We start from the raw sequence: 26,084 nt of genomic DNA on the forward strand, positions 1-26,084 counted from the left end.
ACCGATTGGAGCCCCGAGCCTTGAAGACATTTAAGAAGTTCTACATCGAGATAACGAGCGTCTGCAATCTGGCATGCAGCTTCTGCCCGCCGACTAAGAGAACGTCGAATTTCATTAAAGTCGACGCCTTCACGAATACGCTGGATCAGATCAAAGGTCATGCCGAATATATTTATTTTCACGTGAAAGGCGAACCGATGCTTCATCCTAAGCTCGACGAGCTGCTCGACATCAGCCACGAGAAAGGGTTCAAGGTTAATTTGACCTCAAACGGAACGCTTCTGCACAAAGCCAAGTCCAAAATCCTCGGAAAGCCCGCGTTGAGACAGATCAACTTCTCGCTTCACAGCTTCGACGGGCATGAAGGTTCCGTGGATAAGGAAGGATATGTTTCCAGCGTCTTGGACTTTGCCAAGGAAGCGGTCGCGACATCCGATATCTTGATTTCCTTGCGATTGTGGAATCTCACTCCCGATAACGAGACCAACGTGCAGAACGACCGCAACAGGGAGATTCTGGAGAAGCTCGAGCAGGCTTTCGACCTCGATTTCAAGATCGAGGAGCGATTCGTTCGGGGCAAAGGCATCAAGCTTGCTGACCGAATCTTCCTGAACCACGAGGAAGAGTTCGTATGGCCGGATCTCAAGGAGAAGGAAGACGAGAGTAAAGGCTTCTGCCACGCGCTTCGCAACCAAGCGGGCGTGCTGGTCGACGGAACCGTCATCCCTTGCTGCTTGGACGGAGAAGGCGTCATCAATCTGGGCAACATCAATAAGACTCCGTTCTCGGAAATCATCGAAGGCGAACGCGCCACCAAGCTGTACGATGGTTTTTCTCGCAGAGAGGTCGTCGAAGAATTGTGCAGGAAATGCGGCTATCGCCAAAGATTCAACGCTTGATCCTAACCGCGGAAACGCGGTTTTTTTTGTTGATAGACCAAAAGTCCCGAGCCAAGCGCCTGCTTCAAGTGCTATGATTTGATTAAAAACGGTAGAGGATGAGTGGACGATGACGATTAACGACCGACCGCGGCAAGAGGAATACGGTACTTATTATGAACAGTATATCGGGTTGGTTCCTACCGGCAATATCGTCGAGTTTCTTGCCGACGTATTGAAGACGACTTCCGAATTGTTATCCGACATTCCCGAGGATAGAGGAAATTATCGGTACGCGCCGGACAAATGGAGTTTAAAGGAAGTTCTGGGCCATATTAACGACAACGAAAGAGTGATGGCCTATCGACTGCTTAGATTCGCCAGGGGGGATCGCACTCCGCTCGCGGGATACGACCAAGATGAATTCATGAAGGGAGTGTCGTTCGATTCGCTTAGCTTGACCGAGATCATCGAGGATTATATTTCCGTAAGGCGGTCCACGCTGACGCTTCTTCGCGGATTATCCGAGGAAGCGTGGTCGCGCAGAGGGATAGCGAACGATAACGAAATGAGCGTGAAGGCATTGGCTTACATCATTGCCGGCCATGAGCTTCATCACCTTAATATCGTCAAGGAAAGGTACATTGTTCGATAAACCTAAGTACATAAGGAGGAATCGGCGTTGACGAAGCAGCAATTGATGCGTTCGATTCGCGTACACGAATATGGCGGACCGGAGAATCTGAAGCTTGAGCAGGTTCAACGACCGGAGCCGTCGGAAGGGGAAGTTCTCGTTCGTATCGTCGCGGCAGGAGTGCTGCCGATCGATTGGAAAATCCGTCAAGGAATAATCAAGTTTCCGATTTCGTTTCCGTATACGCCGGGAACGGCTTTCTCGGGCGTTATCGAAGAGCTGGGATCCGGAGTAAGCGGATTCGAAGTCGGTCAGCGGATATACGGCAGAAGTACGAACGGGACTTACGCGGAGTATACGACCGCTTCGGTAGAGTCGATCGCGGTGCTTGCGGATACGATCAGCTTCGAAGAAGGAGCGGCGTTATTCGGCGGCGCAACGACGGCATGGCAAGCTCTCGTTAAAGAAGTCGAGCTGAAAAGCGGAGATCGCGTTCTCGTTCATGGCGCTGCCGGAGGAGTCGGCTTGTTCGCGGTACAATTCGCAAAGCGGAAAGGCGCGTATGTGATCGGAACGTGCGGGACGGACAACGTGGAATTCGTCCGTTCCTTGGGTGCGGACGAGATCATCGATTATAAGACGACCTCGTTCGACCAAGAGGTGCGAGACGTTGACGTTCTGTTCGATACGATCGGCGGCGAGACGCTCGAGCGCTCTTGGCCTCTCGTTAAACAGGGAGGTACTCTAATTACGATCGTGGGCATGCCGAATCCCGAGAAAGCGAAGGAGCTTGGCATTCATGCCATTAGACCGACCAACTTGGCATCCGGCGAGGATTTGGTCGAGATCGCAAGTCTCATGGAATCGGGCAAGGTGAAGGCTTCATTAGCCGATTCGTATCCATTGGAGCAAGCGAGCCAAGCCCATGAACGCAGTCAAACCGGACATGGACGAGGTCGCATTTTACTTGCGATCGCAAGCGATTAATCTTCTTGCAAATAGGTTTTCTTGTTCGGCCTGAGACTGGATTTACTCGTCTTGGGTCTGTTTGTTCTTTGATTGGCCTTGCCGGAGCTCGCCTGTTCCTTGCGAGCGAGATGAGCTAGCTCTCTTGCGGTTTTCCTGTAATTGGCGAACCGCTTGGGATCGAGCTCGCCCGTATTCATCGCTTCGACGACCGCGCAGCCCGGATCCGCTTCGTGGCGGCAATCGCGGTAACGGCATCGCTCCGCCAATGCTTCTATATCGGCGAAAGCGTGCTGCCAGCCTTCATTGGCGTCCCAGAGCTGAAGCTCGCGCATACCGGGAGTATCCATGACAAGAGCTCCGTTCGCCAGGAGGAACAGCTCGCGATGCGTAGTCGTATGCCGACCGCGGGCATCGTCTTCGCGGATTCCTTGAACCTCTTGCAAAGACTTCTCGGCCAGCCAATTCAGCAGCGTGGACTTGCCGACGCCGGAAGAGCCGGTAACGCCAATCGTGGAGCCGGATCGCAAGTATTCCGACAAGTCCTCTTTGCCCTGATTGAGCAGGGCGCTTATGAAATGTACGGGAACGCCGGGAGCGATGTTCTCTACTTGACGGGCGAACGTTTCCGGTTCCTCGCATAGATCCGCCTTCGTTAGAAGGACGACGGGTTGCGCTCCGCTTTCCCAAGCGGCAACGAGGTATCGCTCTATTTTCCTCAGGTTGAAATCTTGGTTAAGGGCGTTGACGATGAATAGGTAGTCCAGGTTCGCCCCGATAATCTGATCCTCGATGACGTTGCCTGCCGCTTTGCGAACCATGGCCGTCTTACGCGGCAATACCGCGTGAATGACGGAACGCGTTTCGCCGGGTAGATGCTCGACCAGCACCCAGTCGCCGACCGCGGGATAATCACCGCGCTTGGCGGCATTGAATTCGAACTTGCCGGTCACGACGGCGCTATGCTCGCCCGATTCGGTCATGATGTTGTAGGAATGGGAAAATTGGGCAACGACGCGCGCCGGCGAAAGACGCTTTATCGTTTGATTTTGCGCGAATAGGGCCGTTTCCCAGTATTCGTTCCAGCCGTAAGCTTGTAAAATTTGAACTTCGTTATTTGTTTTCAATCGAAAACTCCTCTAATGTGTATTGGTTGATTTGCTTTGGAAAAGCGAAAAGCCGCAGAGAGACCCTGCGGTTGTCAGGATGCGCATGTTGGAAATCGCGCACGAAAAAACCGCCAAGAAACCGGATGGTCTCTGGCGGTTCGATGATAACGAAGCCGAAGGATACGCTAATCTAGCGCATCACGTTCAACGATGTTTCACTGTAACCATTCCGTAGAGACCGACGACTATGAACACCCGTAACAATTAATGAGTTAGACATTTGACATCAGCCTCCTTGCCGTTGATTTATGTCGTTATTATAATAAGCCTCGTGACCATTGTCAACGTGCAAATATCTCGTTGGCTACAGTACATTTAGCGCCGTAGACGAAAAACGAAAAATACGTGTTACCAAAAGGAGAGTTACATACGATGCCCAAGCCATTGAAACCCGAATTAAATCGCGAATATATCGTGGATTTACTGCAGACTTTACTGTCGGTTCCAAGTCCTAGCGGCTATTGCATGGACATTATGAATCGAGTGCGCGAAGAAACGGACAAGTTGGGCTTCGATCACGAGACGACGCCGAAGGGCAACGTCATCATCACGGTTCCCGGAACGGAGTCCGTCGGCAATGATGTTCTGGCCTTGACCGCTCACGTGGACACGCTCGGAGCGATGGTTCGCTCGGTTAAACCGAACGGAATGCTTCGGGTGACGCCGATCGGCGGATACGCGATGAATACGATCGAGAACGAATACTGTCTGATCCACACCCGGGACGGTAGAAAGTATGAAGGAACGGTATTAACGACCAAGCCTTCGGTTCACGTCTATTCCGATGTTCGCGATCAGCACAGGGAAGAGGCGAATATGGAAATTCGTATCGACGAGAACGTGAAGACGAAGGAGGAGACGGAGAAACTCGGAATCTCCCCCGGAGATATCGTCTCATGGGATCCGCGTACCCGCATCCTCCCGAACGGATGGATCAAGTCTCGCCATCTGGACGATAAGGCAAGCGTTGCCGCGTTATTCGGGACGCTGGAATGGTTGAAGCGGGAAGGCCGGAGGCCGTCTAAGACGATAAAAGTGATCTTGTCCACGTACGAAGAAGTCGGCCATGGCAGCTCCTACATCCCTTCGGACATCACCGAGCTAATTGCCGTAGATATGGGCGCAATCGGCGACGATCTGTCTACGACGGAGCATGACGTTTCGATTTGCGCCAAGGATTCGTCGGGGCCTTACGATTACCTGATGACTTCGAAGCTGATCGATCTGGCTAAGCGCGAGAACATTCCCTTCGCCGTAGACATTTACCCGAATTACGGTTCGGACGCTTCCGCCGCGCTTCGAGGCGGAAGCAATATCCGGGCAGCGCTAATCGGTCCCGGCGTGCATGCTTCGCACGGAATGGAACGGACTCATGCCGATGCCGTCGTGAATACGGCCGCATTGATTCTGTCCTATCTTTTCTCCGAGTCAACAGGAGGAAAATTGTAGAAAATCCGGAAGGATGGTATATTTAGAAGCAAAATGGCTAGATTTGGAGGAATGATCAAGTGAATCCCGCAAACGAAGCTGCCGGCGCGCAGTACAAAGACTTGGAGAATATTAAGCGATTACCGATACTTATTACGCTAGTCATCGGCGCTTTCTTCTCCATCCTGAACGAAACGTTGCTCAACATAGCATTGGTCGATTTAACCGTCGACCTCAACGTTCCGTACAACACGATTCAATGGTTGTCGACGAGTTATCTGCTGGTCGTGGGTATTCTAATCCCGATATCGGCGTTACTCGTCCAATGGTTTACGACGAGACAGATGTTCATTGGAGCAATGGTTTTATTTACTCTTGGTACGCTAGTCTGTGCGATTGCGCCGAACTTTTATGTCTTACTAATCGGGCGTATAATCCAAGCGCTAGGAACCGGACTGATGCTTCCGGTCATGATGAATACGATCTTGGTCTTGTACCCGCCAGAGAAACGCGGCGCCGCTATGGGAAGCATCGGACTTGTCATCATGTTCGCTCCGGCGATCGGACCGACTTTGTCCGGTTTAATTCTCGATTCGTTTGAGTGGCGCTGGTTGTTCTACTTCGTGCTTCCGTTCGCGGTCATCTCCGTTATTATCGCCGCCGTGTATCTGAAGAACGTCTCGGACGTGACCAAGCCTAGGGTAGACGTATTGTCCATCATCTTGTCTACGATCGGATTTGGCGGAATCGTATACGGGTTCAGTAGCGCCGGCAGCGGTAGCGACGGTTGGTCGAATCCGGAAGTGTACCTCACTTTGATCGTGGGCGGAATATCGTTATTGTTTTTCGTATACCGCCAATTGAATTCCAAAGAGCCGATGCTTGATCTCAGGGCGTTCCTCTCGCCGATGTTCTCGCTGAGCACGGTGCTGATCATTATCGTCATGATGGCTCTATTTTCCACATTACTGTTATTGCCGATTCTTCTTCAACAAGGCTTGCTCATGACGGCTTTCACTGCAGGACTGGTCTTGCTTCCTGGTGGCGTTCTGAATGGTTTCCTATCCCCGTTAACGGGGAGGCTGTTCGATAAGTTCGGGCCGCGCGCGCTCGTCATTCCCGGATCCGCGATTCTCGTTCTCGTCATGTGGCTGTTCACCCAGATCGATCTGGATACGGGCAAGGGGACGATCATTCTCTATCACTGCATCATGATGGTCGCGATTTCCATGATCATGATGCCGGCGCAGACGAACGGACTCAACCAACTGCCGAGAAGATATTATCCGCATGGCACGGCGATTCTCAATACCTTGACTCAGGTTGCCGGAGCGATCGGAGTCGCTTTCTTCATCAGCATTATGTCGGCTTCGCAGAAGGATTATTTGGCGGGATCCTCCGATCCTACCGCGCCGCACGAAATGGCCGAATCTTTGAGCGCCGGCGTGCAAAGCTCGTTCTCCGTCGGGATGATTTTCGCGATCGTGGCCGTGGTGTTATCCTTCTTCGTTCGCCGGGCTAAAGCCCCGCAGGAGTAATTTAGCTGCTCTTATTCCACCACGTAGACAAACCGCGGCGTTTATCGCGCGGTTTTTTGCGGTTTAATAAGGGGTATTGGAACGTAATCGGGTATAATGAAACGATAAGCATACCATTCTTTTACATAAACGAGGTCGACTATCATGAATACGAGATATATAGCGGGTTTATCCTTGGTAACGATGGGGGTCGGTTTCGTTACGACGCTGTTCTTGCCCGAGAATCCTTATGTCGAATTGCTGAAAGGCGGCTTCGAAGCGGGCTTGGTCGGGGGATTCGCGGATTGGTTCGCCGTCACGGCATTGTTCCGCCATCCGATGGGCATCCCGATTCCCCATACTTCCTTGCTGCTGAAGAACAGGGAGAAGATCGCGAATTCTCTCATCTCCGCGTTGGAGAACGAGCTGTTGAACAAGGAGAGCATTACGAAGAAGCTGCAGAAGTTTCAGTTGATGAGAGTTGCCGGTTCCGCATTGGTTAAGCTTGCGGGCAAGAAGCGCAACCGGATCAGCGTCTTGGACTTCTCGCAGGCATTGCTGGCCAGGCTGCCGCTCGAAGCAATGGTGCCATATCTTCAATCCGGAATCGCATCTATTATACGCAAGACGGACGCGCAGGCTCTCGCGGAGAAAGCGGTAGACGCGGCGATACGGGGAAGCTGGGACGAGAAAGCTCTGGATTATGCGCTCGACCAAGGGCGAGCTTGGGCGAGCAAGCCGGAAACCGGATATATGCTAGGTTCGATCGCGCAACAGAAAATAACCGAAGCGAAGGTCGGAGGCTTAATGGGCTTCGCGGTCCAAGCTTTCGCGGGGTTCATGAACGAAGAGAAGCTCGGGACGATGATTCAACAGCTTCTGTTGTCGGGTATTCAGGATCTAATCCAACCGGGCAACGCGAACCGAGAAAGATTGCTTGCGGAGATCCGTAACCGATTGTTGTCAGTCGCGGGAGACGAGGAGATGCTCGCTCGCGGCAAAGAATGGCTCGCGGACAAAGCCTTGCAACCGCAAACCGAGCAATTCTTAGTGGAGCGGTTGGAGGAAATACGCGGCGCGTTAATCGAGGCGTTGGAGAAGGAGAAGCTGAGCGGCGGGAAAATCGTCGTTGCCGCTCTTCGTTTCGTTATCCGGAAGCTGCAAGCGGAGCAAGAAATGGCCGAAAGCGCGGAACGCAAAGTATTGTCGTTCATCGTCGACTTCGTCGAAGCGAACCATTACCGTCTAGGCGTTCTGCTTAAGGATAATCTCGACCAGATGAACGATAAGGAGCTCGTCCGGATGCTGGAGGAGAAGGTCGGAGGAGATCTTCAATGGATTCGCGTCAACGGAGCGTTATGCGGTTTCCTGATCGGCTTGGTATTGACTTGCATTCAGTGGTTATAAAATCATGCGTTTAATAGTTCAACGTTTGTATGCCTATGGTCTAATTCCGCGCTTGTAACCTCCCGGAGTCGTCGACGCGATCTTCTTGAACACGCGATGGAAATGAGGGAGACTCTCGAAGCCGCAACGCTCGGCGATCCGGCTGACCGTGTCGTCGGTTTCGACCAGCAACTCTTTGGCTAGCACGATTCGTTTGGCGTTCACGTAATCCGTGACGTTCATGCCGGTCAGTCGCTTGAAGACGCGGGAGAAGTGCGCGCCGGTAACCGAGGCTTGACGCGCTAGCGAGGTCAAACCGAGATCGGCATGAGGGTGGCTGGCGATATAGAGCAGAATCTCTCTCATCCATAACGGGCCGATTCCGGCATCCTCGGGATCATCGGAGCGCTCGATCAACGATTGACGATTAACGAGTAGCAACCACCTTTGAAAAACCAAGGAGACGGCTTGACGATAACCGGACTTCTTCAGTTCGAGCTCTACTTGGATTTCGCTGAGCGCGTCTTCCGTTCGTTGCATTAAGGAGCCGTCGAGCTCCATTTTGTACAGTTTTCGTTTTCTGGAAAGCTCGAAGCATCGTATCGCATGGTAGCTGTCGTCGAACGAAGGCTGGGCGACGAGGCTCGGCGCGAAGAACACGGCGGAAGAAGTAACGGTGTCCAACGGGTCGGGGAACGCGCGATGGATCGAGTTGCCCGGTATGATGAAGAGGTCTCCTTGCCGCATGTCGTAGAAATTTTGGTCGATGAAGAACGTGCCTCTGCCGGAGTGCACGTAAACGAATTCATAGCGGTCGTGCAGATGGTCCGGAAGCTCTCGTTCCGGGCTTTTCGTGTCTTTATAGACAAGCTCGAAGGGGAATAAGGGGTCGTTGGAGAAAGGTTTGCGAATAGGGCTCATGAGATGAGAAGCAACTCCGTTCATTGTCGTCCTGTAAATATCAATATAGAGTACATTTAAGCAAAAATCTACTCTGTTCCTGTTTGAAATAGCTGTTAGAATAAGGTTATACGCAAGTGAAAGGGGAGACGCTCTTTGACGAGGATAGATGCGCACCAGCATTATTGGAAAATAGACCGCAACGATTACGGATGGATTACGCCGGAGTTGCCGGTGTTGTTTCGCGATTATTTACCCGAGCATCTGGAGTCGCATTTGAAAAAGCATAAGCTCGATGGAACGATCGTCGTGCAGGCGGCGTCTACGTTGGAGGAAACGGAATATTTGCTTGAGCTAGCCGATCGTTCTGCTTCGATTCTAGGCGTCGTCTGCTGGTTGGATCTTAACGATCCGGAGCATTTCTCCCATTACGAGCGCTTCCGAGCGCACCCGAAATTCGTCGGGTTTCGGATGATGATACAGGAAATGCCGGATGCATCGGCCATCCTTGATCCGCAATTCGTGAAAGCGCTTCGCCTTTATGCGGAGCTGGACGTTCCGATCGATCTGCTCGTCGTCTCGCATCAATTGGAATCTCTCGTCAAGCTTCTGGATGAAGTGCCGGGCGTGAGGGGCGTCATCGATCATATTGCCAAGCCGCGGATCGCGGAAGGCATTATGGAGCCATGGCTAAGCCAGATGCGAGCCATTTCGAAGCATTCGAATATCTATTGCAAGCTGTCCGGAATGGTAACGGAGGCCGATCACGAGAACTGGGAGCCGGAGAACTTCGCGCCGTATATCCGTCATGTCATCGAGCTCTTCGGTGCCGAGCGCGTTCTATTCGGAAGCGACTGGCCGGTGAGCTTGCTAGCAGCCAGTTACGACCAGTTGGTAGATGTACTTGAACAAGCCTTGCCCGACGGTTGGGACGAGCATGAACGCGAACGGTTATACGGAGGAAACGCGAAGGAGTTCTACAAGCTGTAAGAGCTTGGACTCCATCGAGACTAAGCGCCATGAACTATGAATCGTTAGTGATATTCGATTAGGACGGAGTGAATTCGCATATGCAATATCGCAAGCTCGGGAAAACGGGTTTGGACGTATCGGTTTTAAGCTTCGGAGCCTCCTCTCTCGGTTCCGTGTTCCGGGAAACGGATGACGCGGAAGCGGTGCGCACGGTACATTCTGCGCTGGATTCGGGAATCAATCTGATCGACGTCTCTCCCTATTACGGACTGACGAAGGCCGAAACGGTCTTGGGAAAAGCGATCAAGGAACAGCCGCGAGATAGATTCTTCCTATCGACGAAAGCCGGCCGTTACGGGGCGGAAGAGTTCGATTTTACCGGCAAGAGAATCGCGGCAAGCGTGGAAGAAAGCTTCGCCAGACTCCATACCGACTATATCGACATTTTGTATTTGCACGATATTGAATTCGTTCCTTCCGCAATCATATTAGAAGAAGCGATTCCCGCGTTGCAAAGATTGAAGGCGGAAGGCAAAGTTCGACATATCGGCATTTGCGGACTTCCGATGCAACTCTTCGAGACGATACTCCCTCAAGTGGAAGTCGACGCGATCATTTCCTATTGTCACTATTCGCTAAACGATAACTCTCTGCTCGGGTTGCTACCCTTATTGGAGAGTAAGGGGATCGGACTCGTCAACGCTTCGCCTTTATCCATGGGGTTGCTCAGCACCCGCGGCACGCCGGACTGGCATCCCGCCAGCGCCGAGTTGAAGGCCGCATGCAAACGGGCGGCAGAGCTGTGCGAGAGCCGAGGCTACGATATCGCGAAACTAGCCGTACAATATTCGACCTCGAACGATCGGATTCCTACGACTCTTGTCAGCACGGCCAATCCGGATAATATAAGGAAAAACGCGGCGTGGACCGACGAGCCGATCGATGAGGAGCTGCTCAAGGACGTGCTTGAGGTTCTCAAGCCGGTTCATAATGAAACCTGGGTAAGCGGTAGGCCGGAATATAATGAACGATAGGAGCCGATGACGATGAAAGGCATCGTATGCCAAGAGATTGAACGGTTCGAGCTCGTAGAGCTACCGGAACCCGTAATGGGAATAGGCGAAGCCATAATTCGAGTGAAACGCGTAGGCATCTGCGGAACGGATTTGCATGCGTTCAAGGGCAATCAGCCTTTCTTTAGTTACCCTAGAATTCTCGGCCATGAATTGTCGGGTTTCGTGGAACAGGTTGACGATTCCGTCGAAGGCATTGCCGTAGGCGACCAAGTCAGCGTCATCCCTTACATGCATTGCGGAAAATGCGTTGCCTGCCGGAACGGCAAAACGAATTGCTGTACGGCCATGCAAGTACTCGGCGTACATATCGACGGGGGAATGCGCGAGCGAATTTCCGTTCCTGTTACCCACTTGATCCGCACCAACGGTTTAACGTTGGACCAGTCCGCGGTACTGGAACCGCTGGCCATTGGAGCTCACGCGGTGAGGAGATCGGGGCTGCGGAAAGGGGAAACGGCGCTCGTGATCGGCGGCGGACCGATCGGTCTTGGCGTTATGGCATTCGCCAAATACGCGGGAGCTCGGGTTATCGCGATGGATATCAACGAGGAACGGCTGGCATTCTGCCGTAAGTGGGCGAAGGTCGACGAGACGGTCAATGCTCTCGAAGGTTCGAAAGAGAAGCTGGAGGAGCTGACGAACGGAGAATATCCGACCGTAGTATTCGATGCGACGGGGAATGTCAGATCGATGACGGATGCTTTCGGATTCGTTGCTCACGGAGGCACCTTGGTGTATGTCGGATTAGTGAAAGCGGATATCGCGTTCAACGATCCCGAGTTTCATAAGCGCGAGCTAACCCTCATGGGCAGCCGTAATGCCACGAAAGAAGATTTCGATCATGTGCTGGGAGCGGTGGAAAGCGGGAATGTAGATATCGGAAGCTATATTACGCATCGTTCCACATTGCAAGGGATGATAGGAGAGTTCGAAGCTTGGCTGAAGCCGGAAACCAAGGTTATTAAAGCGATGATGGAGTTGTAAAAATCGGAAAAAGGCGGACGACGGAAGAGCCTGCAGCCTGCAGGCTCTTTTTTGCGATGACCGGGAAAAGAAGGCAAAAAGGCGGACAAGGAGGCGACGAGAATTTCCATGATTCAACAATTGGGAATGGTGGGTATTGATACCTAGAGTCGTTGAGGCGGTGCCTTGGGCTCGGCGCCATGCCCGGGGGGGCGTTGCATCGATTGAGGCTCGTACGATAGACGAGAGCTAGCCCGTTACGGAGAGTTGCTTATTAAAGGAATTCGAGGACTGGAGAGTATTAGAGATCCCAAAGAGCAGTGCAACATTCCGAATATCGGAAACGTCAAGAAGATTGTAAGTTAAGCGGCTTCGGCTTTTGCGCCGGAAGTAACGGAATATTCCGTTCGCAAGTAAAGCAGAAGTCCCAAGATGATGAATGCCCCCCCTAAAAGTTGAAAAGCGGAAACCATTTCTTGGAAGATAAATATGCCGAGAATGCTTGCGCCTACCGGTTCCGCGAATACCGACATGGAGATCGTCGTCGGCTTCACGTACTGAAGTAACCAATTGAATATCATATGTCCGAATACGGTCGGGACGATGGCGAGCAATAGGAACAAAAGCCACTCCGTCCCAGGATAGGCAGTCAACTCGTACCCCAACGACAGATTATATACAGCGAAACATACGAACGCAACGGCAAACACGACCAAGCTATACAAATAAGAAGATACTCGCGTCAGAATACGCTTGGCAATCAGCATGTTGACGGCCACTGCCACCGTTCCGAGTAGCGACAGTAAATCGCCCTTGAACGCGGTGCCGGACATTCCGATATCGCCGGAGCCGACGCAGAACGCGCCTGCGATCGCTATCGCAAGGCCGACCAAGGCAAGCTTGCTCATTCGGTCCTTGAACACGAAATAAGCTCCGATCATAACGAACACGGGCTCGAGAGACAGGATTATCGTAGAGCTGGCAATCGAAGTGTAGTTGAGAGAAGCCATCCAGAGGAGGAAGTGCAACGCCAAGAAGAAGCCGGCCAATCCAAGTAACATCCAATCTTTTCCCGTAATCGAGCGAGTTGCCTTTAGAGGTTTGATGCCGAACGGCAGCATGAGAATTACGGTGAACAACATTCGATACATCCCTTGGACGGATACCGGAGCATCGGAGAAACGTACTAGTATAGGAGCGAATGAGATCGCTATCATCGCGATAATGAGCGGTATTACGGGCGAGATCGGCGCGGGTGACTTGTTCATGGCAGGAATCCTTTCTCTTCTAAAGGGCAATTAGGACATTGTAATGCCGAAGCGTCAAAAGATCAACAGCTTTGCTAACGAAAAAGTTTACAGCATGGAAACAACTCGATATGATCTCGATACAATCGACCCTTAATCTTAGAGCAAGATTAATAAACCACACCAAATGAACATAGCCATGACCATAGAAAATGATCATACCGAATGACCATACCGAATGACTCATAACAAAAGGAGAATGTATATGTATAAACAATCCCGCAGAACGAAAACAATGACGATCGCCGCGATTGCCGCTCTTGCGTTCACGTTTCAAGCGATTCAAGTATCGGCAACCAGCCTTTCTAATTCCTATGCAAGGTCGGTGGAAACAGTCGCGGCCACTTCTCCGACTTCCATCGTCAATCAATTTGAAGTTTACCTGAAGCAAGGCCAGATTTCGAGTGCGTTCTCCTATTTGGAAGCACACATTAAAGAAGTCAATAGATCGCAGGCTACGCTTATGACTCTTCATTTGGAGAATGCCGTTAAGAAGCAGCTGCCGGCGATACAGAAACGTTTCGAGGCATCAGCCGTGCAGAAGGCCATTGGGAAAGTTTACAAAAAAGGAGACAGCTTCGACAACGTGATCAGCCGGACGAAAGATAAGACGCTGAAGGTCATGTTCATGTCGGCGCGCGATAGCGGTTATCAGTTAGAAACCGCCGAAGGGTTCTTCTTCCCGGTCATCAATTATACGAGCTTTAAGTCTTTTGCGGACTGGGTGAGCTCGGACATTTCAACTTATATCGATATTATGTCCATGGAATCGGAACATCCTTCTCTCAAGGATGCGGCGCTTTTGATTGGCTATCAGCAGTTGGTTAACCGGGCATTATACCAAGAAACATTCCTATCGAAGTTCCCTCATTCCAATCGTGCCAACCAAGTCAGCAATTTATTTCTTAAATATCGTACATTGACCTTCTACGGGGCGAACAATACGCCGTTGTTCGGATACGATAACAAGCTGATGCATCCGAACGCTCAGAAGGCTTACACGGCGATGCTGCAGTGGAACGATCCGAAGTCCAGCGCTTATCTAAACCTTCTTCAAGAATTTATGTACGTGGTGGAAGAGAATAATTACTTGCTAAATGACGAAGTCGAAAAATACCGTGCGGAAAAAGTTCCGAACAAATAAAATGCCCGAATAAGTGCCCAAATAAAGAGGTACTACCGAAACGCCTTGCGAGCAATGATATATAGATAAAAGGTTGGAGAACCCCGATGCGAAGACATCGGGGTTCTTTGCTGTTCTGGACTGCTGGCAGGTCAAATATCAATCTGAAATTAAAATACCGTCAAAGTTCTCCGGACCAACTCTGAGCGTACCGAGCGCGCTGGAAGCAACAAAGACTGTGTACGTCAATAGTGGTGTAATCGGCGGATCGAAGTCATTGGCTGAAAAAGTAATGAGTTGGGTATCAAGTGCAGGGCTAAAGGTTTGTAAAGCGGAATAAACAAGCGGGTCAGTAGACAAGGTGCCTCTGACAATTGTTATTGTTATGCTAACAGTCCCCTCTGGCGGTAGGAACGCAATCGAACCTTTTAGTTGAACGCGGGGTACCCCGGTCGTTCCTTCCGTTACCAACCCGATTTGCCCAAACAATTGAGGTGTGTCGACAACGAGAATGGGGATTGCGATTGAGTTCGCGTAACTCGCATTTTGCGAAGTTCTTCCATCTATAAAATTACCCATCTTTTTCACCTCCTGTTGTGATATATATTCTATTCCGGAAATAGGATATGGCTTGGACGATTTAGCTTGGACTGGTACAAGGCTGTCTGCCGCCGCAAGTCATGCCAGTCTGAGAAAGCACAATGAGCAGTTGCAGGAATAGGGGCACGGTACGTGGTGCTGCTGAGCGAGCGAGAATGGCGAGCGGGCAACATTTCCTGACCGAATGGGACAGTGGCTATAACGATAATTTTATAGACAAAAATAAAAATTGTTTGTATATTAATAAACGTAAACATTATTCGTTTATTAATTATATCGCAAGGAGTGGTTTGCATCATGTGGAGTAACCGTTATGTCCGTACGATCATTTTGTCCAGAGTGCTGCTGCAGTTAGGCGTCTGGGTTAGGAACTTCGCTATCTTGCTTTACGTGACTGATGTGACGGGAGACGATCCGCTGTACGTATCGCTTATCTCGGTGGCCGAGTTCGCGCCGATTTTCTTGTTCGCGATCATCGGTGGAACTTTCGCGGATAGATGGAAGCCGAGACGTACGATGATCGCAAGCGATTGGCTGTCCTCCGTCTCCATCTTCGTCGTGTTGATCGTAGTAGCTAATGGCTCTTGGCACGCTTTATTTTTCGCGACGCTCGCGTCCTCGATCTTATCTCAGTTTTCCCAGCCGTCGGCGATGAAGCTCTTCAAGCAGCATGTTCCCGAAGAGCAGCTGCAGGGAGTCATGGCCATGTTCCAGACATTGATGGCATTCTTCATGGTGATCGGCCCGATCGTCGGCGCGTTCGTATATTCGCAGTATGGAATCGAAGTTTCTTTGGCTTCCATGGGAATATTGTTCATCGGTTCGGGGATCATCTTAATGACGTTGCCGCGTGATCCGGAGAAGAAGGAAGCGTCCAAGGCAGCCGGAAGTTTTATGCGACAAATGAGCGAGGGGTTCGGCTACGTTTACTCGAGTCCCGTTCTTCGAAAACTCGGCGGTACGTTCGTCGCGGCCGGACTAGCGGTCGGTTTGATTCAACCGCTCTTGCTGTTCGTGACGATCGAGAATCTGGGTCAGGATAAGTCTTTTCTTCAATGGCTATTAATGTCGAACGGAGCAGCGATGCTAATCGGAGGCGCCGTGGTCATGGGCATAGCCAAGAAGGTCAAACCGCAAATGTTGCTGGCGATAGGACTGCTGGTCAGTACGGTCGGTACGTTCGGAATCGGCTGGTCAACAAGCATTCCTGTAACGATCGGTTTGCAAGCATTGAACGGATTATGTTATCCGCTCATCCCGATCGGTATCAATACGATATTGATGCGGAATACGCCGGGGGAGTTTATCGGGAGAGTGGGCGGCGTGCTTACTCCTATGTTCATGGGAATGATGGTGGTCGGAATGACGGCGTCGGGGGTGTTGAAGGAGTCTTTATCGTTGTTTGCCGTGTATAGCCTGGCGTCGGTTCTCTTCCTAACGGGGGCGATATTGATCGGCAAATTGCGAACAGGAAGCGTAAATGCGACTAACTAAGAGGACTGAGTAAATGGACTAAGTGGATGGTCCGTAATCTCGAATAATGGATGGTCACAAGGGGGGATAAAAGAGTTAGAATGAGCACAAAGGAAGGTGCTGCTGGATGAGTACAAATGTTTTGTTAATCGCGACTGTCATTATAATGGCGGTAGCCGTCGTGCTGACAGTCAAGGTCGGCTCGTCTTTGGGGAATAAGGAAGGGCAAAGCACTTATTCGGTCAATCCCAGCAAGAAGCTTATTCGATTGTTTTCTATTTATCTGGTCGTAATCGTGGCCGTTCTGATCGTATTTCTTGCTTTGATGAAATAACCGACTACCGGGACGCGGACAAGGTTATCTGTTACCGACATGTCATCCGGTAAGCCTCCGCGAATTTTCGGATGCCCGGCGCGATCAGATCGTCCTCCACCTTGCTGAAAGTTAACCGGACATGACTCTTGGACGTTCCTAATGTACTGCCTGGCGTAAAGACGACTCCATTGTCGATGGCCGCATTAAACAGACGTTGCTCATCGAACGTTCCGGCTAATTCGCACCATATATGTATGCCTCCTTGCGGGGTCAAGAAACGCGCTTCGGAGCCTAACTCGCTTCGAAGCGCGTTCGCCGTCAAGGCTAATTTATGGCTCAGTCCGACTCTAAGACGCATAAGATGGTCGTCCAGTTCCGGCGATGCAAGTAATCGCGCCGCGATCCATTGCGGAATATTGGAGTGCCCGAAATCCATCTGCTGCTTCGCGTCCGTCAATCGTTGGATGACGGATTGAGGTCCGGCGATCCAGCCGATTCTCAATCCGGAAGAGACGATCTTGGACAGGGAGCTCAAGTAGAGCACCGAGCCGTTCTGATCCATGGATTTGAGCGTGGCGACCGGTTGCTGGTCAAAGCTTGTCAGACTATAGGGATCATCCTCTACGATGGCGATTCCGTAATTCGCGGAAATCTCGAGCAATCGTTTTCTTCGTTCATAAGATAGCGTCGTCCCGGTGGGGTTATGGAAGATCGGATTTACGAATACCATTTTGATTCTGTGTTTTTTGTATAGCGGGATAATTTGCTCGGGATCGATCCCTTCGTTCTCGACGGGCAATAGAAACGTCTTTAAACCTGCCGAATGGAAAATAGGCAAGGAATACGAGTAGGAAGGATCCTCGATTGCTACTCCGTCCCCCGCCTTCAATAGACACTGGATGATCAGGTGGATCGCTTGCTGCGCGCCGGAAGTCACCAAAATAGACGATGGCGAGGAAGAAATGCTCCGGTGGGTATCCAGATGATTCGCGATGCTCTCGCGCAATATCGGATTGCCTTGAATATGCTCGTAGCCAAGGTACTGACTCAGTTCCAACCGGCTATGGGCTTCTTGCATGAGCGCGGTCGGAAATAGATCGGCGCTTAGTTCGCCTAGCGCGAAATTGATGTAGGGTTTGTCCGAACCGACGATCTTATGGATGCGACGCGTGATCGGGTCGTTGAGCTGCAGGAATCCGCCCTTGGCGTATTGCTCCCAATTCGGAATTCGTTTCGCTTCGCTTCCATCCGGAGCGCTTGAGGTGACTACCGTGCCGAAGCCCTTGATTCTCTTGACCAACCCAAGGGCGTTCAGTTGCTCGTAAGCGGAGACGATCGTGCTCCGGTTAACGTCGAGCAGAGCTGCTAATCCGCGCTCGGACGGCAAGGAGCTGCCGGAGGGATACTCGCCGTTCCCGATCCGGGTTTCGAAATAGTCGGCAATCTGTCTGTATACCGGGATTTGCAGCGATTTGTCCGGTTTCCAATCCATAGAGATGCGGCGCCTCCCGGGTTTTAGTTTATAGACCGAATAACCGAAATGAAATTAACGTAACCCCGGTAGCGACGGCTGCTCCGGCGACGGCTTGCATCGCCGTGTGAGCCTTTAATCGCCATCTTGCCCAGCCGACGACGACAACGAGCGGAGTTAATAGATAGAGTGTCGAAGAGATCAATAAGCCTAAGGTCAGTACTGCGCCGGTAACGCCGATGAGATGCAGACTGATTTTCCAGCTTGCCCATTGGGTAATGAGGAGAGCGACTACGATCGTGGCCAGCATTCCGGTAAACGTAGCCAGTAATTCGATCGAAACGTCCAGGGCAAGCAGCACGACGAGCGCGATGGCTAAGCATGCCAGGGTAAAGAGGAAGGGGAGCAGTCTTTGCTCTCTTCGGCTAACGTCATGATCCGTGAATTTCCCTTTCGCGACGCCGCGCCGAATGAACAAGATTGGGGCTAGAGACACTCCCAAGCTAATGACGAGCCACCATGCTAAGCCTTCGCTTAGGTTTGCAGCGGTATGTAGCGCAACGATTAAGTAAAGAGGTACGGCGATTAATAAAGGGTTGAATAGAAACGAGATCGCATAGGCGATTTTGTCGCCCGCGGATCGCGCTTGCGTGTCGGTCGAGCTTGTAGCCATGTAAATCGCCTCCCATCCCATTGATTATAGCATAGGCACAACTTGCCAAGCAGTCCTCAACATTGATGTGAACAAATCTAACATTGTTATTGACTTTCTGTCTCCGGAAGATATAATTAAGTTCAGGTAAGCCGATTATTGATTAAAACATTCAATTGAATATAGGTTCCCTAACATGAGATGGGAACAAAATTCTGTCTAGGGTTCCGTTGACTTCGCGTCAAGTCTGGTCCAAGAGACGGGGATACGCGAGCGGCACCGGTAATCCGGACGGCAAACGTATATACACGGAAGGATAAAAGCCTGGGAGATGTTCTCCCGGGCTTTTCGTTATATCCATTTTACTCAACGGGGGTCATTCGATGAACAAAGTTTGGAGCACGGTCTTGTCGGCTGGAGGCAAATGGGCGGGAACGGTGAGCAAAGGGAAGACGATTCGGTTTACGGCGATGGAAAGCGGGGCGAACGTATCGATGCTGCTCTTCAATTCTCGCGATTTAACGGAACGGTATAACATGCCTGACACGTTGAAAGCCCAATATACCTCGCATCTGACGAACGGAAACGTTCTGATGAGCGACAACGGACTCGCCATGGCGAGCTTCGTGGAGGATCGGTTGGGGTGGCACGACACGATAAGCGGTTACGCCTCGCGCAAGGCGACGGACTTGAAATACGGAGAGACGACCTATCAGAATTTGCGGAACGAATGGCTTCGCAGCGGAGAAGAGAACCTTGCCGTTGAGTTGGTCAGAAACGGATTAGGCGTTCGCGATCTTGGACCGGTCGTTAATTTGTTCTCGAAAGTGTACTGCGACGATCAGGGGACGATGCGCTTCGTCGTAGGTCATTGCCCGAAGGGAGCTTCCGTCACCTTGCGTACCGAAATGGACGTCTTGCTTATATTGTCCAATACGCCTAACCCGTTAGACCCGAGCGTAGCCTATCCTTCCGTCCCCGTGACGGTGGAGATTAACGCCGCAGCTCCGGTTGATGCTTCGTCCGATGTCTGCGTCAACCATAGGCCGGAAAATCGCCGCGCATTCGAGAATACCTGGAGCTATCATACGTTGCTTTCAATATAGTCCTACAACGAATATTCAAGGAGGAATCATAATGGCCGTATTCAATCGAGTCGAAAGCCACCGCGCCGCGGAGGATGCCGTATATAACGAGACGATCCTTGCCGGCGACGGATGGATGCATGAGCTTAAGCCCGGTCAAGTGCTAAGAATCGTGGACTTGGAAGGCAATCAAGCGGCGGACACTTTGTTCTACGATACCGTTAACCCGGAGGATCACTATAGCGCGGTTCAAACGATTACCGGTCAAAGCAACATTTACTTATCGACGGGATCCATCCTTCGAGCGGAGTCCGGCAACGAGCTCCTGACGATCGTCGCCGACACTTGCGGACGCCATGACACGATCGGAGGATCTTGCTCCGCTCAAAGCAATACGGTTCGATATGCGCACGAGAAGCTTTCGATGCACAATTGCCGCGACACGTTCATGCTCCAGTTAGCCAAGCACGGGAAAGGGAATTACACGAAGCGGGACCTTGCGCCGAACATTAACTTCTTCATGAACGTTCCGGTAACTCCGGAGGGCGGATTAACTTTCGCCGATGGCGTATCCGCGCCTGGCTGTTACGTGGAGCTGCAATCCAAAAGGCATACGACGGCTCTTATCAGCAATTGTCCTCAATTGAACAATCCCTGCAATGCCTATAACCCGACGCCGATTCAGGTGCTCGTGTGGGATCGATAACGGAAGGAGAGGTCGCCATGTTCGATAAAATATTAATCGCCAATCGCGGCTCGATCGCCGTTCGAATCGAACGTACTCTTCGGAAGCTAGGCGTGAAATCGGTCGCCGTCTATACGAAAGCCGATCAAGACAGCCTTCACGTGGATCAGGCGGACGAAGCCTTGCTGATCGGGGATGGGTCTGCCAAGGACAGTTACTTAAATACGGAGCTAATCTTGAAATTAGCTAGAGAAACCGGAGCGCAGGCGATTCATCCCGGTTACGGCTTCTTGAGCGAAAATGCGGATTTCGCGCGAGCTTGCGAGTCGAGCGGCATCCGGTTCATCGGCCCGACCGCCGGCCAGATGGAGTTGTTCGGGCTGAAGCATTCCGCGCGCGAGATCGCCGAGAAGGCCGGAGTGCCTATGCTTCCGGGGACGGCTCTGATCGATAGACTGGAAGTCGCGGTCATCGAAGCCGAGCGAATCGGATACCCGGTGATCCTGAAGAGCACGGCTGGCGGAGGCGGTATCGGCATGCGGGTATGCCCTGACGAAGGCGTCCTGCGATCGGCGTTCGAAGCGGTCGGTCACTTGGCGGAGACGAACTTTAAGAACGGCGGCGTGTTCTTGGAGAAATATATCGCGCGCGCGCGGCACGTAGAGGTTCAAATCTTCGGCAACCGGTTCGGCGAAGTCGTCGCGCTCGGGGAACGGGATTGTTCCGTTCAGCGCCGTAATCAGAAGGTTATCGAGGAAAGTCCTGCTCCGAATTTTCCGTCCGATGTGCGTGCGAGCATGCTGGCATCCGCCAAGCGGCTGGCGGAAGAGGTCGGCTATCGAAGCGCGGGAACCGTCGAGTTTCTGTACGATCCGGTAACGTTCGAATTTTACTTCCTGGAAGTGAATACCAGATTACAGGTCGAGCATGGAGTAACGGAAGAAGTGCTCGGCATCGATTTGGTCGAATGGATGGTCCGGGAAGCGGCCGATGATCTGCGGGATTTAGCAGCGCTTGTGCCGGTAGCTCAAGGACATAGCCTTCAAGCGAGAATATATGCCGAGGATTGCTTCCATCAATTCCGCCCGAGCGCTGGCCAACTGGATAAAGCCGAATTCTCGGATCAAGCGAGGATCGAGACTTGGGTTCGCGACGGTATTAACGTAACGACCTTGTACGACCCGATGCTTGCCAAGATTATCGTTCACGGAACGGATCGGGCGGATGCGATCGACAAGCTGACGCGGGCGCTCGAGGAAACGCGTCTGTACGGATTAACGACCAATCTGCAATATATTCAAGCTTTATTGGAAGAAAACATATTCAAAGAAGGGCAAGTATTCACCCAGATGCTGAATGCTTTCGATCCGGCGGAATCCGCGATCGAAGTGCTGGACGGCGGAGTGCAGACGACCGTGCAGGATTGGCCGGGGAGAACCGGCTATTGGGACGTCGGCGTTCCGCCGTGCGGTCCTATGGATCCCTACTCCTTCCGTATCGGCAATAAGCTGCTTGGCAACGAGGATTCGGCTCCAGGGTTGGAATTAACGCTCCGAGGAGGTTCTTACCGCTTCAGGCAAAGTCTATGGTTCTGCCTGACTGGCGCGGATATGAAGGCGGAGTTGGACGAAGCTCCGATTCCGCTCTACAAGCCGATTCATGCGAAGCGAGGGCAAGTGTTAAGCTTCGGCGAAGCCGAACGGGGAATGCGCGCTTACGTGCTCGTGCAAGGCGGATTCGATATGCCCCGCATCCTGGGCAGTTCTTCGACCTTCACGTTGGGCGGATTCGGAGGCCATGGAGGCCGCGCGTTAAGAACCGGGGACGTATTGCGCGTTGTCGGCGGCGGCGGAAAGCCATCGGAGCTAAGGGAGCTTGCCCCGGCTTACCGTCCCGTCACATCGGAGGGTTGGACGATCGGAGTTATTCCCGGTCCTCACTGCACGGAGGAGTTTCTCAGTCCCGAATACTTGAATCAATTAACGGAGACGGTTTGGGAAGTGCATTTCAACAGCTCCAGAACGGGAGTTAGATTGATCGGACCCGCACCTCTATGGAGCCGGGAAGACGGGGGAGAAGCCGGGCTTCATCCTTCGAATATTCACGATAACGCGTACGCGATCGGAACGCTGGATTTAACCGGGGACATGCCGATCCTGCTCGGTCCCGACGGTCCAAGCTTAGGGGGCTTCGTATGCCCGGTGACGACGGCTTCGGCGGAATTCTGGAAAATCGGACAGCTGCATCCCGGAGATAAAGTCCGATTCCGATTGATGACCCTTGAAGACGCGCAAACGCTGCGCGACTTGCAGGAGCAAGCCCTTCTGGCCATCGGCAACGGTGCGGAAGAGGAACTGGGCGAGACGGCCGCGGGAGATCGACTTTCGGCGGAACGAACGTGGTCTCCCGCCTATCCGATACTCGTACGGGAAACGGAGGGAAGAAGGTTCCCGATATCGATTCGCTGCAGCGGGGATCAGAACCTGCTCGTGGAGTATGGAAGCATGGAGTTGGACCTGCTGCTGCGTTTCCAGGTTCATGCCTTGATGCAAGCCGTCGAGGAAAACACCGATATCCCGGTATTGGATTTGACGCCGGGTATCCGGTCGCTGCAAATTCATATCGATCCCTCGCGAATGACCGTTGTAGAAGCGAGCAAGCTCGTATTGAACATAGACCGCCAACTGCCTCCGCTTGAATCGATACGCGTTCCTTCCCGGATCGTAAGGCTCCCGCTGTCATGGGACGATCCGGCAACCCAGCTCGCGATCGACCGATATCAGCAGAACGTTCGCCCGGACGCCCCTTGGTGTCCTAGCAATTTGGAATTCATTCGCCGGATGAACGGGCTTGGAAGCATGGAGGAAGTCAGGGAAATCGTATATAACGCGAACTATCTCGTGCTTGGGCTTGGCGACGTTTATTTGGGAGCTCCCGTTGCTACGCCAGTAGATCCGAGGCACCGGCTCGTGACGACGAAATACAACCCCGCGCGGACTTGGACGCCGGAGAACGCCGTCGGGATCGGCGGAGCATACATGTGCGTATACGGAATGGAAGGGCCGGGCGGGTATCAGTTCGTAGGCCGCACGATTCAGATGTGGAATCGCTTGCGCTCGACGGAAAGCTTCCAACCCGGCAAGCCATGGCTGCTGCGCTTCTTCGACCAAATTCGGTTTTATCCGGTTACGGCGGACGAACTGCTCGTTCTTCGCGAAGATTTCCTTCGCGGGCGTTACGAAGCGGACATTACGGAGACGTCATTCGACTTAGGCGAGTACTTGGCCTTCTTGAAGGAGATCGAAGACAGCGCGCAAACGTTCAAGAATACCCAGCAAGCGGCTTTCAAGGGTGAAAGGGAAAGCTGGAAGGAGCTTGGGCTCTCGGAGTACGTGTCGGAACAGGAAACGGCCGCGGACAAGGTCGAAGAGGATATTCCGGAAGGCGCCTTAGCGGTAAGATGCTCGGTTCCGGGCAGCGTGTGGAAGGTCAACGTGAACGGCGGTCAAGAGGTCAAAAAAGGGGATACCTTGATCATCGTCGAGAGCATGAAGATGGAGTTTTCTCTGCAAGCCCCTTGCGATGGTTACGTACATTCCGCTTATGTCAATCCCGGAGATGGCGTACATGCCGGACAATTGCTCGTAAGCATCATGAAGACGAGCGTCAGAGAGGAAGTGAGCCTATGACGGCGGCCGGGAATTTCATTCCGAAGCAGTTGACTGTGGAATGGCTGAAGGAAAAGTACGCAACGGGTAAAATAACGCCGGAGGAAGTCGTAGATCAACTGATTGTCCGTTCCGTCGAGGATGCCGACATGAATATTTGGATAACCGCGCCTTCGCGGGATTGCATTCAACCGTACTTGGATAGGCTTGCGGATCTTGATCCTAACGATGCGCCGTTATGGGGGGTACCGTTCGCGATTAAAGACAACATCGATTTGGCTGGCGTTCCGACGACGGCAGCTTGCGCGGAATTCGCGTATACGCCCGAGGAGCATTCGGTCGTCGTGGGCAGATTAATCGCCGCGGGAGCAATTCCGATGGGCAAGACTAACCTGGACCAATTCGCTACCGGATTGGTCGGGACCCGAAGTCCTTACGGGGAAACGCATAACGCTCTGAACGGGGAACTGATCAGCGGTGGCTCTAGCGCGGGCTCGGCGGTCGCGGTCGCTCGCGGCCAAGCCGTTTTCTCGCTAGGCACGGATACGGCAGGCTCGGGGCGCGTGCCCGCCGCCCTGAACGGACTCGTCGGATTCAAACCGAGCCTTGGAGCGTGGCCGACCAAAGGCGTCGTGCCCGCATGCGCGAGCTTGGATTGCGTAACCGTCTTCGCGCATAACGCCGGAGACGCGCTTATCGTAGACAAAGCGGTCAGAGGGGTTGAACCTACGGATCCGTGGTCTCGCGATTACGAGCCGCCGATCGGCCATATCCCTTCCAAGCTGGCGCTGCCTCGCGGAGAGCTTGAATTTTACGGCCCATATGCCGAACAATATCGCTCCGCATGGCTGTCCGCTGTCAAGCGAGCGGAGGGCTTGGGGCTTCCGGTCGAATACGTGGATATGGATATTTACGAGCAAGCGGCTTCGATCCTGTACGAAGGTCCGTGGGTAGCGGAGCGTTGGGCTGCATTGGGCGATTTCGTCGAGGCTAATCCCGGAATTACGTTTCCCGTGACGGAAACAATCCTCAGAGGCGGGGCAAGCGATAAATATCAAGCCGCTTCCGTATTTCGCGCGATGCATAAGCTTCAAGCCTATAAGGCGGAAACCCGCGGATTGCTTATGGATACGGTGCTAGTGCTGCCAACGTGCGGAGGAACTTGGACAAGAGAGCAGGTTAGAGAGGATCCGATCGTCACCAATCGCGATATGGGCAAGTATACGAACCACTGCAATCTGCTGGATCTGTGCGCGATCGCGATACCCTCAGATGATGCGGCTCCCGAATTGCCTTTCGGAATTACTTTGTTCGCGCTTGCCGATCGGGAGGATCTTATTGTAGGAGCGGAGAGACTGTTCGCCGGAGAAATCGTGCCGACACCGACGGACTCGGAAGCGGATACGACGCTGGTCGCCGTGTGCGGCCTGCACATGAGAGGGCTTCCGCTGGAAAAACAAATGAACGCGTGCGGCGCGACTTTCGTTCGCGAGACGGACTCGGCTGCTAAATACCGAATGGTGAAATTGCCGACGGAGCCGGCCAAGCCGGGAATGATCAAGCTTTCGGAAGGCGGCGCGTCGATCCGGCTTGAAGTATGGAAGATGCCGCTGTCAGCGTTCGGGGGATTCGCGGCGGCGATTCCGGCGCCTCTTGGAATCGGGAAAGTCGAGCTCGACGATGGCTCCGAAGTGCCTGGCTTCGTATGCGAAGCTTACGCCGCAACCGACGCGGAGGATATCACTTCCGCCGGCGGCTGGCGAAGCTATATAGCGAACGGTTGATGAATGACGATAAGCAGCTATTGTAACTTGA

22 protein-coding genes and 1 riboswitch are annotated in these 26,084 nt (G+C 52.5%); of the genes, 16 read left to right on the plus strand and 6 right to left on the minus strand.

Features of this window, described 5'->3' with window-relative positions; genetic code table 11:
- Positions 1-20 precede the first annotated feature (20 nt).
- From DFP95_RS03520 to DFP95_RS03530, 3 genes are all read left to right on the plus strand, one after another.
- The gene (locus DFP95_RS03520; protein WP_115991153.1) at positions 21-899 is read left to right on the plus strand and encodes a radical SAM/SPASM domain-containing protein; all 879 of its coding nucleotides are present in this window, start codon (positions 21-23) and stop codon (positions 897-899) included.
- A 115-nt stretch (positions 900-1,014) separates the two neighbouring features.
- Complete coding sequence (locus DFP95_RS03525; protein WP_425453233.1) at positions 1,015-1,533, plus strand: DinB family protein; 519 nt, start codon at positions 1,015-1,017, stop codon at positions 1,531-1,533.
- A gap of 27 nt (positions 1,534-1,560) precedes the next feature.
- Positions 1,561-2,499 (plus strand): NADP-dependent oxidoreductase, encoded by a 939-nt coding sequence (locus DFP95_RS03530; protein ID WP_245987308.1) that lies wholly within the window; start codon positions 1,561-1,563, stop codon positions 2,497-2,499.
- On the opposite strand, the gene rsgA is transcribed toward DFP95_RS03530, so the two are convergent.
- Entirely contained in the window at positions 2,496-3,605 is a 1,110-nt protein-coding gene (rsgA, locus tag DFP95_RS03535) for a ribosome small subunit-dependent GTPase A (RefSeq protein WP_181907224.1), read from the minus strand. The two genes, DFP95_RS03530 and rsgA, sit on opposite strands and share 4 nt — an antisense overlap.
- A 414-nt stretch (positions 3,606-4,019) precedes the next feature.
- On the opposite strand from rsgA, the gene DFP95_RS03540 reads away from it, so the two are divergent.
- The 3 genes from DFP95_RS03540 to DFP95_RS03550 all read left to right on the plus strand — a co-directional run bounded on the left by DFP95_RS03540 (position 4,020) and on the right by DFP95_RS03550 (position 7,999).
- Positions 4,020-5,096, plus strand: a complete 1,077-nt coding sequence (locus DFP95_RS03540; RefSeq protein ID WP_115991155.1) for a M42 family metallopeptidase — start codon at positions 4,020-4,022, stop codon at positions 5,094-5,096.
- Between the two features lie 59 nt (positions 5,097-5,155).
- Positions 5,156-6,613, plus strand: a complete 1,458-nt coding sequence (locus DFP95_RS03545; protein ID WP_115991156.1) for an MDR family MFS transporter — start codon at positions 5,156-5,158, stop codon at positions 6,611-6,613.
- Between the two features lie 144 nt (positions 6,614-6,757).
- Entirely contained in the window at positions 6,758-7,999 is a 1,242-nt protein-coding gene (locus tag DFP95_RS03550) for a DUF445 domain-containing protein (RefSeq protein WP_115991157.1), read from the plus strand.
- 33 nt (positions 8,000-8,032) lie between these two features.
- Here DFP95_RS03550 and DFP95_RS03555 read toward each other — a convergent pair whose 3' ends face one another.
- Entirely contained in the window at positions 8,033-8,899 is an 867-nt protein-coding gene (locus tag DFP95_RS03555) for an AraC family transcriptional regulator (RefSeq protein ID WP_115991158.1), read from the minus strand.
- A 135-nt stretch (positions 8,900-9,034) separates the two neighbouring features.
- Here DFP95_RS03555 and DFP95_RS03560 point away from each other — a divergent pair, with 135 nt between their 5' ends.
- From DFP95_RS03560 to DFP95_RS03570, 3 genes are all read left to right on the plus strand, one after another.
- Positions 9,035-9,868: an amidohydrolase family protein gene (locus DFP95_RS03560; RefSeq protein ID WP_245987310.1), complete on the plus strand. Its 834-nt coding sequence runs from the start codon at positions 9,035-9,037 to the stop codon at positions 9,866-9,868.
- An 80-nt stretch (positions 9,869-9,948) separates the two neighbouring features.
- Positions 9,949-10,884, plus strand: a complete 936-nt coding sequence (locus DFP95_RS03565; protein WP_115991159.1) for an aldo/keto reductase — start codon at positions 9,949-9,951, stop codon at positions 10,882-10,884.
- Between the two features lie 12 nt (positions 10,885-10,896).
- On the plus strand, positions 10,897-11,910 hold the full coding sequence (locus DFP95_RS03570) for a zinc-binding alcohol dehydrogenase family protein (protein WP_115991160.1): 1,014 nt from the start codon (positions 10,897-10,899) through the stop codon (positions 11,908-11,910).
- A 341-nt stretch (positions 11,911-12,251) separates the two neighbouring features.
- On the opposite strand, the gene DFP95_RS03575 is transcribed toward DFP95_RS03570, so the two are convergent.
- Positions 12,252-13,157, minus strand: coding sequence for a DMT family transporter (locus DFP95_RS03575; RefSeq protein ID WP_115991161.1), 906 nt, complete (start codon positions 13,155-13,157; stop codon positions 12,252-12,254).
- 244 nt (positions 13,158-13,401) lie between these two features.
- On the opposite strand from DFP95_RS03575, the gene DFP95_RS03580 reads away from it, so the two are divergent.
- Positions 13,402-14,340 (plus strand): hypothetical protein, encoded by a 939-nt coding sequence (locus tag DFP95_RS03580; protein WP_115991162.1) that lies wholly within the window; start codon positions 13,402-13,404, stop codon positions 14,338-14,340.
- Between the two features lie 138 nt (positions 14,341-14,478).
- Here the strand turns inward: DFP95_RS03580 and DFP95_RS03585 are convergent, their stop codons facing one another.
- On the minus strand, positions 14,479-14,898 hold the full coding sequence (locus tag DFP95_RS03585) for a hypothetical protein (protein WP_115991163.1): 420 nt from the start codon (positions 14,896-14,898) through the stop codon (positions 14,479-14,481).
- Positions 14,899-15,216: 318 nt separating this feature from the next.
- Between DFP95_RS03585 and DFP95_RS03590 the strand changes: the two genes are divergently transcribed.
- Together DFP95_RS03590 and DFP95_RS03595 are read left to right on the plus strand one after the other, a co-directional pair.
- The gene (locus DFP95_RS03590; RefSeq protein WP_115991164.1) at positions 15,217-16,413 is read left to right on the plus strand and encodes an MFS transporter; all 1,197 of its coding nucleotides are present in this window, start codon (positions 15,217-15,219) and stop codon (positions 16,411-16,413) included.
- 106 nt (positions 16,414-16,519) lie between these two features.
- On the plus strand, positions 16,520-16,726 hold the full coding sequence (locus tag DFP95_RS03595) for a hypothetical protein (RefSeq protein ID WP_115991165.1): 207 nt from the start codon (positions 16,520-16,522) through the stop codon (positions 16,724-16,726).
- 31 nt (positions 16,727-16,757) lie between these two features.
- On the opposite strand, the gene pdxR is transcribed toward DFP95_RS03595, so the two are convergent.
- On the minus strand, positions 16,758-18,200 hold the full coding sequence (gene pdxR / locus DFP95_RS03600) for a MocR-like pyridoxine biosynthesis transcription factor PdxR (protein WP_115991166.1): 1,443 nt from the start codon (positions 18,198-18,200) through the stop codon (positions 16,758-16,760).
- Positions 18,201-18,228: 28 nt separating this feature from the next.
- Positions 18,229-18,852: a hypothetical protein gene (locus tag DFP95_RS03605; RefSeq protein ID WP_115991167.1), complete on the minus strand. Its 624-nt coding sequence runs from the start codon at positions 18,850-18,852 to the stop codon at positions 18,229-18,231.
- A gap of 187 nt (positions 18,853-19,039) precedes the next feature.
- Positions 19,040-19,164, plus strand: a riboswitch (guanidine-I (ykkC/yxkD leader).
- Positions 19,165-19,214: 50 nt separating this feature from the next.
- Here DFP95_RS03605 and DFP95_RS03610 point away from each other — a divergent pair.
- Genes DFP95_RS03610 through atzF form a run of 4 tightly spaced genes read left to right on the plus strand, consistent with a single transcriptional unit; the run spans position 19,215 to position 26,053 of the window.
- A complete protein-coding gene (locus DFP95_RS03610; protein WP_115991168.1) occupies positions 19,215-19,937 on the plus strand; it encodes an urea amidolyase associated protein UAAP1 in 723 nt (240 codons plus the stop codon).
- Positions 19,938-19,968: 31 nt separating this feature from the next.
- Positions 19,969-20,622, plus strand: coding sequence for an urea amidolyase associated protein UAAP2 (locus DFP95_RS03615; RefSeq protein ID WP_115991169.1), 654 nt, complete (start codon positions 19,969-19,971; stop codon positions 20,620-20,622).
- A 17-nt stretch (positions 20,623-20,639) separates the two neighbouring features.
- Entirely contained in the window at positions 20,640-24,290 is a 3,651-nt protein-coding gene (gene uca / locus DFP95_RS03620) for an urea carboxylase (RefSeq protein WP_115991170.1), read from the plus strand.
- Positions 24,287-26,053: an allophanate hydrolase gene (gene atzF / locus DFP95_RS03625; protein ID WP_115991171.1), complete on the plus strand. Its 1,767-nt coding sequence runs from the start codon at positions 24,287-24,289 to the stop codon at positions 26,051-26,053. Before uca ends, atzF begins: the two co-directional genes overlap by 4 nt.
- Positions 26,054-26,084: the final 31 nt, after the last annotated feature.

It is taken from the genome of Cohnella lupini (genome assembly GCF_003386205.1).
GTDB classification, from domain to species: Bacteria; Bacillota; Bacilli; order Paenibacillales; family Paenibacillaceae; genus Cohnella; species Cohnella lupini.